The sequence below is a fragment of the Rhizobium sp. SRI_017 genome (genome assembly GCF_057586295.1).
The window spans coordinates 595193-608940 of sequence record NZ_JBYCZP010000001.1 but is presented as its reverse complement, the minus strand read 5'-3'; the positions used below and the strand labels follow the sequence as shown (position 1 = coordinate 608940).

Below are 13748 nucleotides of genomic sequence, written 5' to 3'. Positions count from 1 at the left end.
CTTCCATGACCGAGCCATTCAATGACGTCGCAAGCGTGCTGGCAGACTATTTCGACGGTCTCTATTTCAGTGACACGACGCGGCTGGCCCGCGTCTTCCATCCCGATGCGCACTATGTCTCGGTAACGGACGGCTCGCTCCTCTACCGCACGATGGGGGAATACTTCCCCATCGTCGATAAGCGCCCGTCGCCGGCAAGCCGTAACGAGCCGCGCCGCGACAGCATCGTCTCCATCGAATTCGCCGGCCCCGTCACCGCCACGGCACGAGTCCATTGCTCGATCGGCGAAAAGCTGTTCACCGATTGCCTGACGCTGATCAAGCTAGACGGGCGCTGGCAGATCATCTCGAAGGTCTTTCATTACGACCTCATCCCCGCCTGAGGAGGCGACCATGCCCTATGTGAATGTGAAGATCACCCGTGAGGGCGCGACGCCCACGCAGAAGGCCGCCATCATCAAGGGCGTGACGGACCTGCTCGTCGAGGTGCTCGACAAGAATCCGGCCACGACTTTCGTGGTCATCGACGAAGTTGCCTTCGAGGATTGGGGGATCGGCGGCCTGCCGGTCGATGAATACCGCAAGCAGGCCGCGCGAAAATCCAGCTAGGCAAAGACGCGCTTCGGCCGGAATTCGCCTTCCTCGATCGCGCCGATGGCGACGAGGTCGCCCGATACCGTGGCGTAGGCCTCGGGGCAGGGCAGGGGGGCATCGCGGCCCCGGAGGATGATCGGGTTGCCTGAGCGTATGCGGCGGGCCTGGTCTTCGCTGATGGGAAGATGCGGCAGGTTCGACAGCGCCTCGGCGGTGTCGATCAGCCAGGCATCGAGTGCCGCGAGCCTCTCGTCCTGATCCTCGACAGCTTCGAGTTCCACGAGCTTGGCGAGCGGCACCATCTGCTCTTCGCCGAAGGGCGCGACATAGCTGCGGCGGAGGTCCGAGATATGGCCGTAGCAGCCGAGTTCGCGGCCGAAATCGCGGGCCAGCGAGCGCACATAGGTGCCCTTGCCGCACTCGACTTCGAAATGCGCCTTGTCCGTTTCGGTCTTGAGCAGCGTCAGCCGGTGGATCTCGACCTCGCGGGACGGTATCTCCACAGTTTCGCCTTCACGGGCAAGATCATAAGCGCGCTCGCCTGCAATCTTGATCGCGGAGAATTGCGGTGGGATCTGCTGGATGACGCCGGTGTAGGCAGGCAGCAGGTCACGAATCTCCTGCTCCGTCGGACGCTTGTCGGAAGTCTGCGTGACCTCGCCTTCGAGGTCGTCGGTCGAGCGCTCCTCGCCCCAGGTCACCGTGAATTCATAGATCTTGCGACCATCCATGACATAGGGCACGGTCTTGGTGGCATCGCCCAGCGCGATCGGCAGCATGCCGGATGCGAGCGGATCGAGCGTACCGGCATGGCCAGCCTTCTGCGCCTTGAACAGCCATTTGATCTTGGAGACGGCTTCGGTCGAGCCGAAATCCACCGGCTTGTCGAGGATGAGCCAGCCGGAGATCGGACGGCCCTTGGGTTTTCTCGGCTTGGACATTCAGTCTTTTTCTTTTTGTTCGTGACCGAGGTCGCGCTGCACTTCCGGCGACTTCAGGAGTGCGTCGATCTTGCGGAAATTCTCGAAGCTCGTGTCGTCCTTGAAGCGGATCTCCGGCATGAACTTCATCTGGCGCAGATCGGGACCGATCTTGCCGCGGACGAATTTTGCGTTCCTGTTCAGGGCGGCGACTATCTTGTCGTGATCCTTGTTGCCGAGCGGCGTAACGAAGGCCGTTGCGACCTTGAGATCGGGCGACATGCGCACCTCCGAAATCGAGATAACAGTGTTCTCGATCAACGGATCGGTGATTTCGCGACGCTGCAGGACCTGGGTCAGCGCTGCGCGGACCTGTTCGGCCACGCGCAGCATGCGCTGCGAGGGCGCGGAGTTGGTAGGTTTCGGCATTTGGATCCAATCGTGCGGCGCCCTTGGCGCCCGCTTCTTCAAGCGCGGGTGAATGACTCGTTTGGACCGAAAGGTCAAGACCGTGGATAGGGAGTCAGTCGAGGCCGGCCGCCACCATCTTGCCGTCATGCTCGCGTTTCAACGCTTCACGCCACAGGTTGCGTATCGTCTTCGCCGCCTCGGCAAAGGCCTTCCGGTCCGTGAACGCCCGCTCGGGGAGGTAGAGCGCAATGCTCTCACACTCGATCTCAATTCGACTTCCGTCGGCGAATACGGCTCGGACAGCAAGCCAGTCGAGCTCGATCCTCATCTGGTCGCTCGACAACCGGATCCCCTCCGGGAATATGTCGACGTCAACGAAAACGTTGGGCTCCAGCCTGGAGATAAGCGCGTTGCGCTGGCGTCTCAAAGCACGCACATAAAGAAATGCGCAGAGCGCCAGGATCAGAATGATAAGCGGCAGCAACTGAAGCGCGACAGTGCCGAGCGGCGCGATCTCTGACGGGCCGACAATGAGAGGCAGCAGGAAACGGCGGTGGATTTCCATGGCAATGCCAACGACAGCGCCAAAGCCGATTGCGATCACCAAACCCGCCCCGCCCGAGGACGGCCGCGTGCTCGTCATCATGCGTTGTCCCGTCTCGAGCATCACATCGGCATGCTCGACGGGATCGCGGTTGAAGGACAGAGACAGGACGCGGTCGGCCGCTTCATAGCTCATCACGTTTTCCCGCCTTGGGTCGTTACACTGGACCGCGACTATTGGAGCCCGGTCCAAGCACCGAGTTCCTACCAGCGCAGTCTTGTAACAAACTTGCAGACGGACCGCCGGGCACGGTTATTCGACGAAGATGCTGATCAGGTCGCCGCGCTGATTGGCTCCGGTATAGGTCAGGTAGAAGATGCGAGATCACGCGAAAACAAGGACTACCCGGATTTCTGGCGGCGCAGACGCTGCCAGGTCAGAAGCGCTGCAATTGTTGCAAAGCCGAGATTGCTGAGGATATGCCGCGGCGAATTTTCGACGCAGCCTTCTGTGATTGCCGCCTGATAATAGGGGTCGGCGAGATCAATCGAGAGGTAGGCGAAGGCGCTGTAGATCGCGAGGCACAGGAACCAGACCATCGCCGTGATCGTGGCCCGCGTGCCATTGCTGGCGACCAGCCAGATCAGGATCGCGCCGGTAATGAAGGACTCCGGCGTGAAGAACTTGCGGAACTGGTCGCCGTCTGCTTGCCCCTTTAGGAAATTATCGAGAAAGGGCAGATGGTCGGCGAAGTTCAGCGAATCCTGGTCGCAGACCCCAGCCACGGCGATGCCGGGCAGAAATATGAGAATGGCGGCCGGAGCCGCCATTCTGAGAATCTGCAACAGACGCGAAGCCAACATTAGAGCGTACGCGTGATATGCTCGACGCGGAAGCATTCGATGACGTCGGCGGCGCGAATATCTTCGTAGTTCTCGAAGGCCATGCCGCATTCCTGGCCGACCTGCACTTCCGAGACTTCATCCTTGAAGCGCTTGAGGGTCTTGAGCTTGCCTTCGTGGATGACGACGTTGTCGCGCAGCAGGCGGACGCCCACGCCACGTTCGACCTTGCCTTCGGTGACACGGCAGCCGGCGACCTTGCCGACCTTGGTGATGTTGAAGACTTCCTGGATGAGCGCGTAACCGAGGAAGGTTTCGCGGCGCTCCGGCGAGAGCAGGCCGGACATGGCCGCCTTCACGTCGTCGGTCAGGTCGTAGATGATGTTGTAGTAGCGGATCTCGATACCCGCCCGTTCGGCCGCATCGCGGGCCTGCGGGTTGGCACGAACGTTGAAGCCGATGATCGCTGCACCGGAAGCTTCTGCGAGCGAGACGTCCGACTCGGTGATCGCACCTGCACCGGAATGGACGATGCGGGCCCGGACCTCGTCGGTCGAGATCTTGTCGAGTGCGCCGGCAATGGCTTCGATCGAGCCCTGCACGTCGCCCTTGATCACGAGCGGGAATTCCTTGACGCCGGCAGCGGTGAGCTGCGTCATCATCTGTTCGAGCGAACCGCGCTGGCCGGCGTGGCGAGCCACAGCCTTTTCGCGGGTCAGGCGCTGGCGATATTCGGCGATTTCACGGGCGCGGCCTTCGTTCTCGGCGACCGCGAACTTGTCGCCTGCCTGCGGTGTGCCCTGAAGGCCGAGGATCTCGACCGGCATGGCCGGACCCGCTTCCTTGATATGCTCGCCGCGATCGTTGACCAGGGCGCGTACTCGGCCCCACTGGTCGCCGGCGACGATGATCTGGCCGGGGCGAAGTGTACCTTTTGACACGAGCACAGTGGCGACGGAGCCGCGACCGCGATCGAGCTTGGCTTCAACCACCGAACCTTCGGCCGTACGCGTTGGATCTGCCTTGAGGTCGAGGAGTTCCGACTGCAACAGAATGGCTTCGAGCAGCTTGTCGAGGCCAGCACCGGTCTTGGCGGAGACTTCGACGTCGAGCACTTCACCGCCCATGGATTCGACGAACACTTCGTGCTGCAGAAGCTCCGTGCGGACCTTCTGCGCATTGGCGGTCGGCTTGTCCACCTTGTTGATCGCCACGATGATCGGCACGCCGGCGGCCTTGGCGTGGTTGATCGATTCGATCGTCTGCGGCATCACGCTGTCGTCGGCGGCGACCACGAGGATCGCGATGTCGGTGACCTGCGCGCCGCGGGCGCGCATCGCGGTGAAGGCTGCGTGGCCTGGCGTGTCGATGAACGTGATCTTGTTGCCGTTCTTTTCAACCTGGTAGGCGCCGATATGCTGGGTAATGCCACCGGCCTCACCGGACACGACATTGGCGTTGCGGATCGCATCGAGCAGCGAAGTCTTGCCGTGGTCGACATGGCCCATGATCGTCACGACCGGCGGGCGCGAAACCATCTCGGCCGCATCGTCCTCGCGGCCGAAGATGCCGGTTTCGACGTCGGACTCGGAAACGCGCTTGACCGTATGGCCGAATTCGACCGCAATGAGTTCGGCGAGGTCGGCATCGATGATGTCGCCTGCCTTCAGCATCTGGCCTTCCTTCATCAGGAACTTGATGACGTCGACCGAACGCTCGGACATACGCTGGCTGAGTTCCTGGATCGAAATGGTTTCAGGCAGGATGACTTCGCGGAGAACCTTCTCGCGGACTTCCTGCATCTGGCTGCGGCGGAACTTTTCCTGCCGGCGGCGCATGGCCGAGAGCGAACGACCGCGACCCGGATTGCCGTCGTCCTCGCCATCGGTGACGACGACCTTGGACGGTGCGCGCCTGACGTCTTCGACCTTGCGGGTGGGCTTCGGCGCTTCGATGCGGGCAGCCGGGACACGGCCGCGCGGTGCGCTGCCGCGACGCTCTTCTTCCTCCTCGGGACCGCGACCACGCGGGCCACGTCCGGGAGCACCCGGGGCGGGCGTGGCATCCGGGCGACGAGTGACTGGGGGCTGCGAAGCGGGAGGGCGGCGGACGATCTCTGCCACGGGCTCGGGGCGACGCTCCTCGACGACGGGTGCCTCGACCTTCGCTTCGACGACCGGCGTCTCGACGACAGGGCGAAGGGCTTCCTCGGCTTTGCGGCGTGCGTCTTCCTCGGCGCGAAGAGCTGCCGCTTCGGCAGCTTCCTTGGCGCGGCGAGCTTCCTCGACGGCGCGGACCTTGGCCTCCTCGGCATCGCGGATGGCCGCTTCGGCAAGCGCGCGTCGGCGCGCATCGATTTCGCCGGCTGAAAGCTGGTTCAGAACAGTACCTGTCGGGCGCTGCGGCTCGGGCCGGCGCTGCTCGACATGTGTACGTGTGGGTTGCTGGGCCACATGCGGCTGCGGGCGGGTCTGGATCGGAACCACAACCTGCGGCTTGTCATCATGACCGCCGGGACGGCGCTTGCGGGTTTCCACGACGACAGCCTTCGTCCTGCCCCGGCCCATGTCCTGGCGCACGGTGCCCTGCGTCAGCCCGGATGGCTTCAGCGTCAGGGTCTTCTTGCCTGATACGTGGAGAGTCTTGTCGTCGTTGTTGTCCGTCATTCCGCTTCCGTTTTCCCAAGCTTCCGCGCCACCTTCTGTCCGGTGGCGGAGCTCCATGCGTTCAAAATTCTCGCGGGCACCGCTGCTTTTCACATAGGTCCGGCGCTGCCGCCGCGATAGGTTTCGAGCAGTTTCGCGCGCTTCACTACACCCTCACCGGCCTGCCCTGCAAGCGCCACGGCGTGGATAAATGCATTATCGCCCATCAGTTCCTGCATTTCGTCGAAGGACAAAAGCCGGAATGCGGGTATTTCCTCGCCATCATCCATCATGAAACTCACGGCCTTGCGGGCGTTTGAAATCTTGCGGATACCGTCGCCGGCTGCGTCGGTCGCATGAAACACGGCGAGCGCTTGTCCGGTGCGCACCGCATTGTCGACCTTCATCGTGCCGGAGAGAAACTGCCCTGCCTTGCGGGCCATGCTCATCATGCCAGTCAACTGGGAGAGGAGCAGGTGATCCACCTGGGCGCCCAGTTCAGGTAGTGCCTTCACGTCCGTTTTCAAGGCACGGGCGAAAAGTTGCTTCTTTACGGCCTGGTCGACAAGCTTGCGATCAGCCTTGATCGAGCAGCCCCGGCCGGGAAGCTGGCGCTTCAGATCGGGTACCACAGTGCCATCCGGCCCGGCCACGAAGCGGATCAGCTCATCGGCCGGCCCGCTTTCGCGCGTCACGATGCACATGCGGTCATTCATCGGCAACTCATCCTTGTCCACCGTCATGAATGACCCCACAATGTGCTCACGAAACCTTCGCCTCAGGCGACGGTTTCGTCGTCCTCGGCGCCTTCGACGGCAAGCTCTTCAGCTTCCTGCGCAAGGTCGTCCTCGGTGATCCAGCCGGCCGAAAGGCGCGCCTGCACGATCATTGCTTCGGCGTCTGTGCGCGAGATGTCGAACTTCTGGAACAGACCTTCGAAACGCTTGGTCTCGCCGTTCTTCTTCTCAGTCCAGCCGACGAGGTCGTCGGCGGCGCAGCCGGCGAAGTCCTCGATCGTCTTGATACCGTCCTCGCCGAGTGCGACCAGCATCTGGGCATTGAGGCCCTCGATCTGGTAGAGTTCATCCTCAACGCCGAGTTCCTTGCGCTTGGCATCCATCTCGGCTTCGATTCGGCCGAGATATTCTTTGGCGCGATTCTGGATCTCTTCCGCCGTCTCGTCGTCGAAGCCGTCGATCGAAGCGATTTCGCTGGCATCGACATAGGCGAGTTCTTCGACCTGCGCGAAGCCTTCCGAAGCCAGCACCTGACCGACCATCTCGTCGACGTCAAGCGCTTCCATGAAGAGCGCTGTCCGTTCGTTGAATTCCTTCTGGCGGCGGCCCGATTCTTCGGCTTCGGTCAGGATGTCGATATCCCAGCCGGTCAGCTGCGAAGCGAGGCGGACATTCTGGCCGCGGCGGCCGATGGCCAAAGACAGCTGTTCGTCCGGTACCACAACTTCGATACGCTCGGCGTCTTCGTCGAGAACCACCTTGGCCACTTCGGCCGGCTGCAGCGCGTTGACGATGAAGTTGGCCGGGTCGTTGGACCACGGAATGATGTCGATCTTCTCACCCTGCAGTTCGCCGACGACGGCCTGGACGCGAGAGCCGCGCATACCCACGCAGGCGCCGACCGGATCGATCGACGAATCGTTGGAGATGACGGCGATCTTGGCGCGCGAGCCCGGATCGCGGGCGACCGAGCGGATCTCGATGACGCCGTCATAGATCTCGGGCACTTCCATGGTGAAGAGCTTGACCATGAACTGCGGATGGGTGCGCGACAGGAAGATCTGCGGACCGCGCTGTTCGCGGCGCACATCATAGACATAGGCGCGGACGCGGTCGCCCGGGCGCATGGCTTCGCGCGGGATCATCTCGTCGCGGCGGATGATGCCTTCGCCGCGGCCGAGATCGACGATCACGTTGCCGTATTCGACGCGCTTGACTGTGCCGTTGATGATCTCGCCGATGCGGTCCTTGTATTCGTCAAACTGGCGGTCACGCTCGGCTTCGCGCACCTTCTGCACGATAACCTGCTTGGCCGACTGGGCGGCGATACGGCCGAAATCCATCGGCGGCAGCGGGTCGGCAATGAAGTCGCCGATCTGGGCGTCCGGATTGCGGTCGCGGGCCAGGAGAAGCGGGATTTCCTTGGAATAGTCCTCGGCATGCTCGACGACTTCGAGCAGGCGCTGCAGCTTCATCTCGCCGGTCTTCGGGTTGATGTCGGCCTTGATGTTGGACTCAGTGCCATAGCGCGAGCGCGCCGCCTTCTGTATCGCATCGGCCATAGCGGCGAGCACGATTTCCCGGTCGATCGACTTTTCGCGGGCAACCGCGTCGGCGATCTGGAGCAGCTCCAGCCTGTTTGCACTCACTACCATCTCGAAGTCTCCAATGCTGATGGTCGGATTGTCTATGATGCCGTCCTGCGCTCAGGGCTCAGGCGTCATCCTCACTCTCGAAATTCTCGTTCGCGGCGGCGCGCGCCATTTTGTCTGCCTTCAACGCATCACGGATCAGGTCGTCGGTCAGGATAAGCCGCGCTTCCGAAAGCGTATTGAACGGTATGGTGACCAAGGGATCTTCGTCCTTGCCCACGGCTTCACGGTCGAGCACGAAAGCATCTTCGGAAACGCTTTTGATCGTGCCGCGGAAACGCTTGCGGCCTTCCACCATGACGGAAGTCTCGAACTTCACAACGTGGCCGGTCCACTTGGAGAAGTCGGACTTGCGCACCATGGGCCGATCGATACCCGGCGACGACACTTCAAGATGATACGCCTTGTCGATGGGGTCTTCAACATCGAGCACCGGCGAGATCGCCATCGACAGCTTCTCGCAGTCGCTGACGGTCATGATTCCATCCGGCCGCTCGGCCATGATCTGCAGCGTCATGCCGTTCTGGCTGGAGAGCTTCACCCGCACGAGCTGGTAGCCCATTTCGACAATGGTCGGCTCAATGATGGAGGCGACGCGGGCGTCGATCCCGGTCTCGGTGATCAGTCTCGGTTCGATAACCGTGTCGTTCATGGTGTCTCGTTTCATCCAGGTTCAAGCTGGAGGTAACAAAAAAGAGCGGGTCCTCGCGGCCCCACTCTTCATCTAATGATCAAGAATTTGGGGTTGCTATAGACCTGTCGGGGGTGAAATGCAAGTCCAATGGCGGTGGCCTCCGACGGAGCATCCACAGGATAGCACGACTCGCCAGTCGGCCAGTCTTCCACGATAGGCGCGCCGTTACCCAAGCCGCCCAGAGCAGCCAGCCGACAATGGCCGAAATCCACCAGAGGAAGCCGAAGGCGATCTCCGCGACCCTCAAGGTCAGCTTTGCGCCGCGCTTGAGATGGAGCGCGCCGCGGAACTTGGTGCCGAGGCCGTCGGAGACACGGCGAAGCTTGCGGACATCGGCGGTATCGTCGGCTACTTCGAGCACCTGCAGCGTTGCGCGATAGCCCTGCTTTCCGAAGACATGACTAAGCGCGCCACCGGTCTCGGCGATCTCGACGACAACGCGTGGCTTGATCAGCCGTCGCGTGCCGTCAAAGGCGGCGCGGAAATTCCAATTGCCGAGATCCCGGGTCAGGGTTTTGAGCACCCTCGTGTCGACGGCATCGCTCGCAAGCCGCACCAACTGACGCTCCAGCCCTTTAGACAGCCGCTTCATCTTCCGTGCCGCCTTGATTGCCGAGACACCGACCTTGCCGGCGGTTGACGTCCCGACGGTGAAGGCGGTGGCACCGGTGAGAATGATCCCCGTGGCGGCCAGGACTACAGTGAGATTGTCCTGGTCGGGATAGGCGAAGGCCTGCTGCGACAGATCCCTGATATCGCCCACCACGGTGAGGTCTGCCGCCAGCGCGCCGGCAAAGGCGGTGGGGCTATCGGCCTCGCCCGTCACGGCTCCGGTGAAGAGCTGCCGGGTGGAGCGCGTCAGCGAGAACTGTTCTGCCGCCGCGATCTTCTGCAGCGTTGCGTCATCGATGACAATGTTCTGTGCTCTGGCAAGATCGGCAAGACTGCGGGCGAGTTCGGGATCATCCTTGCCGAGCGCCTGCGCGATTTCGCGGTCATAGGCCGGCTTGTCGAGGGTCGACAGGCGATAGAGCAGGACCTTCCCCGGATCGTCCCGGATGCCTAAGACCTGCGCCACCTGGGCGGCGACAGGAGCCAGCGCATAGCCCGAAAGGACAAGCGAAGCGATTGTGCCCAACGATATCAGCCGTCTCAGCATGCTCAGTTCACCCGGCGTCCCTAAGGCCGCATGTCGCCCCTGATCGGGCGTTTTTCAAGGCGCGCTGATGAAACGCGAGACCACGCTGACATTGCAGCGAGAAATATTCACCCATATGGTTGACTATCGAGTCGGAATGGAATATTCAACCATTAGGGTGAATAAATGGACGAAGACGCTCTGTCACGCATATTGAAGGCCGCTGGCGACACCACGCGGCGACAGATCTTGACGCTCCTCGTACAGGAGGGCGCGTTGAGAGTGACCGCGCTCGCCGCTCATTTCGACATGTCCCTAAATTCCGTTTCAAAGCACATCAAGGTGCTGGAGGAGGCGGGACTGGTCACCCGCCGGACCATGGGCCGCGAGCATTTCATCGCCGCGGAGCTCGAACCGCTGAGGCTGACCGAAGGCTGGTTTGCGCAACTCAAGTCCATCTGGGAACTGCGCCTCGCGGCGCTCGAAGACGTGTTAGTCAAAAAGGACAAATGAGATGAGTGAACTCGAACTGACCATCAACCGAACCATTCCCGCTTCCCGCGAGTCGGTGTTCAACGCCTGGCTCTCGCCCGAGATCCTGGCGAAGTTCATGAGCACACCGATGGGCGGCTCAAAGCCCACCCAGGTGAGCAACGACCCGGTCAAGGGTGGCCGCTTCTCGATCGTCATGATGAACGGCGACAAGGAAATCCCGCATGCCGGGACCTATCTCGAGATCGACCCGCACTCCCGCCTCGTCTTCACCTGGGAGTCGCCCTATTCGCTCGATGACAGCGTGGTGACGATCGACCTCACCGAGCCCAAGCCGGGCACGACGGACCTCAGCCTGCGGCACGTGAAATTCCGCAGCGAAGAAGCCCGCGACGGCCACAAGGAAGGCTGGACCGCGATCGTCGGCAACCTCGTCAACCTGATCGGTTGAATGCCAATGCCGGGCGGGCCGATGGCGCGCCCGGCGGGCTCAGCCGCCTTGCACCTCATGGTGGCTCAGGCTCGGTCGTGTGGGCGAATAATTCGGCACATCCGCCGCCACCCGCGCGCCAATTTCGGACCGCAGCGCATCTTCCATAGCGGCGACATCGGTGAAATAGGCCTGGAAGATGCAGAAAGGCGCAGGCGCCGGCGTCATCGGCTCGGGGAAACCGTAGCTGAGGGACAGCAGGCCGGGCAGCGCCCGGGCAAGCGGGATATGCGTCTTGACGTAATAATCCTTAAAATGCGCCGGATCGTCGGGCACCTCGTAAGTCACGGTCAGGCAATGCATCGGAAGTCTTCTCCCAAATTTCGACTGTATGCGAGCGTCAGGCCGCGAGCGCGAGATGCCGGTCGATCCAGGCATGGGTACGTTGCTCGCTGGCGAGATTATCCCACTGCCGCTCCGGATAGTTGAAATTCTCCGTGAATTCGTCGCAGAGCTTGCGGTTCTCGGCCATGGTGAAGATCAGCCGTCCAACCGCTGCCGTCGGCGGCTGCAGCATCAGATTGGTCCAGCGCGATGCGGCCAGCACCCGGTTCTCGCGCGCCTGGTCGACCTTCTCGCAGAACCGCGCATCGAAGACATCGGCATCGACGATCGCCTTGCCCAGCACGAAAGCCGCGTAGGACGCCATATTGGCGCCCTGGCCCATCATCGGGTCGACGACCGAATGGACGTCGCCGAGCGCGATCGCATGGCGGCCATTGTCGAAGGCGACCGAGGTCTGCCGCACAGTCGGCACAACGGCGCCTTGCAGCAGGTCCAGCGGCTGGGCGAGATCGAAGCGATGCGTATCTATCCGGTCGTAGGTGGTAGGATGATGCTTTTCCAGCTTGTCGAGCATCGTCTGCCGGAAGGCTGCGGGATCGTCGTCATAGGACAGCGAAACGAGATCCGCCATGTCGCCGCCCGGAATGTTCTCCATCAACAGCGCTTCCTTCATCCCGTCGAAGGTCAGCGTCGGGATGACGATCATCTCGCCATGGCCCGGCGAGACCGACAGCGTCACGCCACGCGGCCCCGTGTGCTTCAGGCCACTGTAGAGACCGACACAGAGCAGGCGCTGTGGCTGGGTGAAGGGCGAATGTTCCGGGCGATAGGCGAACATGCGGCCGAGAGCGCCCTTGCCGGTGGAGACGACGAGAAGATCGAACCGCGCGACCAGCGCCGGAATGTCGTCGTCCTGGATATTGCAGTATTCGATCTTGCCGCCGCGGGCCACGAAATCCTCCATCAGGTGGGGCAGATAGACGCGGTAGGCCACCGCCCGGCTCGGATTGGAAAAGGCACCGCGGAACTGCAACGGCTCGGGGAAGCCGAAGAAGTGATCATGATGGTGATAGATCCAGTCGGGATTGTCCCAGTGATTGACGCCGAGCTCATTCTCCCGGGCGACGGTCACCGAATGATGCGCCACCGTGTTGAGCAGCCGGACATTGGCATATTGCTCCGGCGTTCGGTCGGTGATGACAACAGGCTGGACGCCATGCTTCTGAAGATAGAGCGCGAGATGCAGACCTCCGACACCCGCACCAACGATCCCGATGGATTTCGACATATGCAATCCTCCCTCCTGCACATGTTAAGAATGTAGCCGCGTTCTTTATGTTCGGATATAACATGAGTAGAATATTATTAATTCCGACGAGGAATGAATGGATCGCATTGATGCCCTCCGGACTTTCGTGCGCGTCGTCGAGGCCGGCAGCTTCTCGCAGGCCGCCGAAGACCTCGGCATCGGCCAGGCAGCCGTCAGCAAGCGCATATCCATGCTCGAACAGGAGTTTCGCACGCGGCTCTTCGCGCGCACGACGCGGCGGCTGCATCTGACCCAGGAGGCCGAGCGCATCCATCGGCTGGCGAAGGACATCGTCGCCACGTATGACAGCGTCGGCACCCAACCAGCCGGCGAGACGGTCAAGCCGACCGGCATCTTGCAGATCAGCGTGCCGACCTCCTTCGGCCGGCGCTATTTCAGCGAACTCTTCATCGAATATATGCGGCGCTATCCCAGCGTTCAGCTCAATGTCGGCTTCAGCGAGAATTATGACGATCTCGTTGAATCAGGTTACGAGCTCGCGCTCCGGATCGGTGTGCTGCCTTCGAGTTCGCTGATCGCCCGTCGCGTCGGCACGATCCGGCGCTATCTCGTGGCGACGCCGTCATTCCTTGCGCGGCACGCCATACCCTCCTTGCCCTATCAGCTCTCGGGCCTGCCCTGCATCGCCTATGCGCGCGCTCCCGGCAAGGTGCAGTGGACGCTGGAATCGGACATGGGACGCAATCAGGTCGATATCAATCCAACGCTTCTCTGCGACGATGCCGACGCCATGGCGGAAGCGACGCTGCATCATCTCGGCATTGCGGTTTTGCCGGGCTGGTGCGCCGTGCCGCATCTGCAGACGGGGCGGCTGGTCCATGTCCTGCCGGATTTCGCCATCCCGTCGCTGCCGCTGAATATCGTCTATCCAAACGCCAACTGGATGTCGAACCGGGCGCGGATGTTCTGCGACCTGGTGATCGAGCATGCCGACCTGTTGGCTGCCGATATCTGGCCGGAGCAGCGCTGAGCCG

General features: G+C 61.9%; 16 protein-coding genes. 5 read left to right on the top strand and 11 right to left on the bottom strand.

Features of this window, described 5'->3' with window-relative positions; translation table 11 throughout:
• Positions 1-5: 5 nt before the first annotated feature.
• Entirely contained in the window at positions 6-383 is a 378-nt protein-coding gene (locus tag AC2YI2_RS02970) for a nuclear transport factor 2 family protein (protein WP_487384923.1), read from the top strand.
• A 10-nt stretch (positions 384-393) separates the two neighbouring features.
• The gene (locus AC2YI2_RS02965) at positions 394-609 is read left to right on the top strand and encodes a tautomerase family protein (RefSeq protein ID WP_487384922.1); all 216 of its coding nucleotides are present in this window, start codon (positions 394-396) and stop codon (positions 607-609) included.
• Here AC2YI2_RS02965 and truB read toward each other — a convergent pair.
• From truB to AC2YI2_RS02920, 9 genes are all read right to left on the bottom strand, one after another.
• Entirely contained in the window at positions 606-1535 is a 930-nt protein-coding gene (gene truB / locus AC2YI2_RS02960) for a tRNA pseudouridine(55) synthase TruB (RefSeq protein ID WP_487384921.1), read from the bottom strand. The two genes, AC2YI2_RS02965 and truB, sit on opposite strands and share 4 nt — an antisense overlap.
• Complete coding sequence (gene rbfA, locus AC2YI2_RS02955) at positions 1536-1943, bottom strand: 30S ribosome-binding factor RbfA (protein WP_487384920.1); 408 nt, start codon at positions 1941-1943, stop codon at positions 1536-1538.
• Between the two features lie 94 nt (positions 1944-2037).
• The gene (locus AC2YI2_RS02950) at positions 2038-2664 is read right to left on the bottom strand and encodes a hypothetical protein (protein WP_487384919.1); all 627 of its coding nucleotides are present in this window, start codon (positions 2662-2664) and stop codon (positions 2038-2040) included.
• A 206-nt stretch (positions 2665-2870) separates the two neighbouring features.
• Positions 2871-3299 carry a hypothetical protein gene (locus AC2YI2_RS02945; protein WP_487384918.1) on the bottom strand — a complete coding sequence of 143 codons (429 nt, stop codon included), beginning with the start codon at positions 3297-3299 and terminating at the stop codon, positions 2871-2873.
• Positions 3300-3331: 32 nt separating this feature from the next.
• The gene (gene infB / locus AC2YI2_RS02940) at positions 3332-5977 is read right to left on the bottom strand and encodes a translation initiation factor IF-2 (RefSeq protein WP_487384917.1); all 2646 of its coding nucleotides are present in this window, start codon (positions 5975-5977) and stop codon (positions 3332-3334) included.
• An 89-nt stretch (positions 5978-6066) separates the two neighbouring features.
• Positions 6067-6699 carry an RNA-binding protein gene (locus AC2YI2_RS02935; RefSeq protein WP_487384916.1) on the bottom strand — a complete coding sequence of 211 codons (633 nt, stop codon included), beginning with the start codon at positions 6697-6699 and terminating at the stop codon, positions 6067-6069.
• A 35-nt stretch (positions 6700-6734) separates the two neighbouring features.
• Entirely contained in the window at positions 6735-8348 is a 1614-nt protein-coding gene (nusA, locus tag AC2YI2_RS02930) for a transcription termination factor NusA (protein WP_487384915.1), read from the bottom strand.
• 58 nt (positions 8349-8406) lie between these two features.
• Positions 8407-8997, bottom strand: coding sequence for a ribosome maturation factor RimP (rimP, locus tag AC2YI2_RS02925; RefSeq protein WP_487384914.1), 591 nt, complete (start codon positions 8995-8997; stop codon positions 8407-8409).
• Positions 8998-9076: 79 nt separating this feature from the next.
• Complete coding sequence (locus AC2YI2_RS02920; protein ID WP_487384913.1) at positions 9077-10198, bottom strand: hypothetical protein; 1122 nt, start codon at positions 10196-10198, stop codon at positions 9077-9079.
• Between the two features lie 165 nt (positions 10199-10363).
• Here AC2YI2_RS02920 and AC2YI2_RS02915 point away from each other — a divergent pair, with 165 nt between their 5' ends.
• Complete coding sequence (locus AC2YI2_RS02915; protein ID WP_487384912.1) at positions 10364-10690, top strand: ArsR/SmtB family transcription factor; 327 nt, start codon at positions 10364-10366, stop codon at positions 10688-10690.
• Between the two features lies 1 nt (position 10691).
• Complete coding sequence (locus AC2YI2_RS02910) at positions 10692-11120, top strand: SRPBCC family protein (protein ID WP_487384911.1); 429 nt, start codon at positions 10692-10694, stop codon at positions 11118-11120.
• 39 nt (positions 11121-11159) lie between these two features.
• Here AC2YI2_RS02910 and AC2YI2_RS02905 read toward each other — a convergent pair whose 3' ends face one another.
• Together AC2YI2_RS02905 and styA are read right to left on the bottom strand one after the other, a co-directional pair.
• The gene (locus AC2YI2_RS02905; protein WP_487384910.1) at positions 11160-11462 is read right to left on the bottom strand and encodes an EthD family reductase; all 303 of its coding nucleotides are present in this window, start codon (positions 11460-11462) and stop codon (positions 11160-11162) included.
• Positions 11463-11499: 37 nt separating this feature from the next.
• Positions 11500-12732 carry a styrene monooxygenase subunit StyA gene (gene styA / locus AC2YI2_RS02900; protein ID WP_487384909.1) on the bottom strand — a complete coding sequence of 411 codons (1233 nt, stop codon included), beginning with the start codon at positions 12730-12732 and terminating at the stop codon, positions 11500-11502.
• A gap of 97 nt (positions 12733-12829) precedes the next feature.
• On the opposite strand from styA, the gene AC2YI2_RS02895 reads away from it, so the two are divergent.
• Positions 12830-13744, top strand: a complete 915-nt coding sequence (locus AC2YI2_RS02895) for a LysR family transcriptional regulator (protein WP_487384908.1) — start codon at positions 12830-12832, stop codon at positions 13742-13744.
• Positions 13745-13748: the final 4 nt, after the last annotated feature.

Bases quoted from the DNA above. Each gene is read 5' to 3' on its own strand.
- AC2YI2_RS02910 (WP_487384911.1), top strand. From the start codon at position 10,692: ATGAGTGAACTCGAACTGACCATCAACCGAACCATTCCCGCTTCCCGC.
- AC2YI2_RS02905 (WP_487384910.1), bottom strand. From the start codon at position 11,462: ATGCATTGCCTGACCGTGACTTACGAGGTGCCCGACGATCCGGCGCAT.
- rimP (WP_487384914.1), bottom strand. From the start codon at position 8,997: ATGAACGACACGGTTATCGAACCGAGACTGATCACCGAGACCGGGATC.
- AC2YI2_RS02935 (WP_487384916.1), bottom strand. From the start codon at position 6,699: ATGACGGTGGACAAGGATGAGTTGCCGATGAATGACCGCATGTGCATC.
- AC2YI2_RS02920 (WP_487384913.1), bottom strand. From the start codon at position 10,198: ATGCTGAGACGGCTGATATCGTTGGGCACAATCGCTTCGCTTGTCCTT.
- nusA (WP_487384915.1), bottom strand. From the start codon at position 8,348: ATGGTAGTGAGTGCAAACAGGCTGGAGCTGCTCCAGATCGCCGACGCG.
- rbfA (WP_487384920.1), bottom strand. From the start codon at position 1,943: ATGCCGAAACCTACCAACTCCGCGCCCTCGCAGCGCATGCTGCGCGTG.
- AC2YI2_RS02950 (WP_487384919.1), bottom strand. From the start codon at position 2,664: ATGAGCTATGAAGCGGCCGACCGCGTCCTGTCTCTGTCCTTCAACCGC.
- AC2YI2_RS02970 (WP_487384923.1), top strand. From the start codon at position 6: ATGACCGAGCCATTCAATGACGTCGCAAGCGTGCTGGCAGACTATTTC.
- AC2YI2_RS02945 (WP_487384918.1), bottom strand. From the start codon at position 3,299: ATGGCGGCTCCGGCCGCCATTCTCATATTTCTGCCCGGCATCGCCGTG.
- truB (WP_487384921.1), bottom strand. From the start codon at position 1,535: ATGTCCAAGCCGAGAAAACCCAAGGGCCGTCCGATCTCCGGCTGGCTC.
- AC2YI2_RS02915 (WP_487384912.1), top strand. From the start codon at position 10,364: ATGGACGAAGACGCTCTGTCACGCATATTGAAGGCCGCTGGCGACACC.
- AC2YI2_RS02965 (WP_487384922.1), top strand. From the start codon at position 394: ATGCCCTATGTGAATGTGAAGATCACCCGTGAGGGCGCGACGCCCACG.
- infB (WP_487384917.1), bottom strand. From the start codon at position 5,977: ATGACGGACAACAACGACGACAAGACTCTCCACGTATCAGGCAAGAAG.
- styA (WP_487384909.1), bottom strand. From the start codon at position 12,732: ATGTCGAAATCCATCGGGATCGTTGGTGCGGGTGTCGGAGGTCTGCAT.
- AC2YI2_RS02895 (WP_487384908.1), top strand. From the start codon at position 12,830: ATGGATCGCATTGATGCCCTCCGGACTTTCGTGCGCGTCGTCGAGGCC.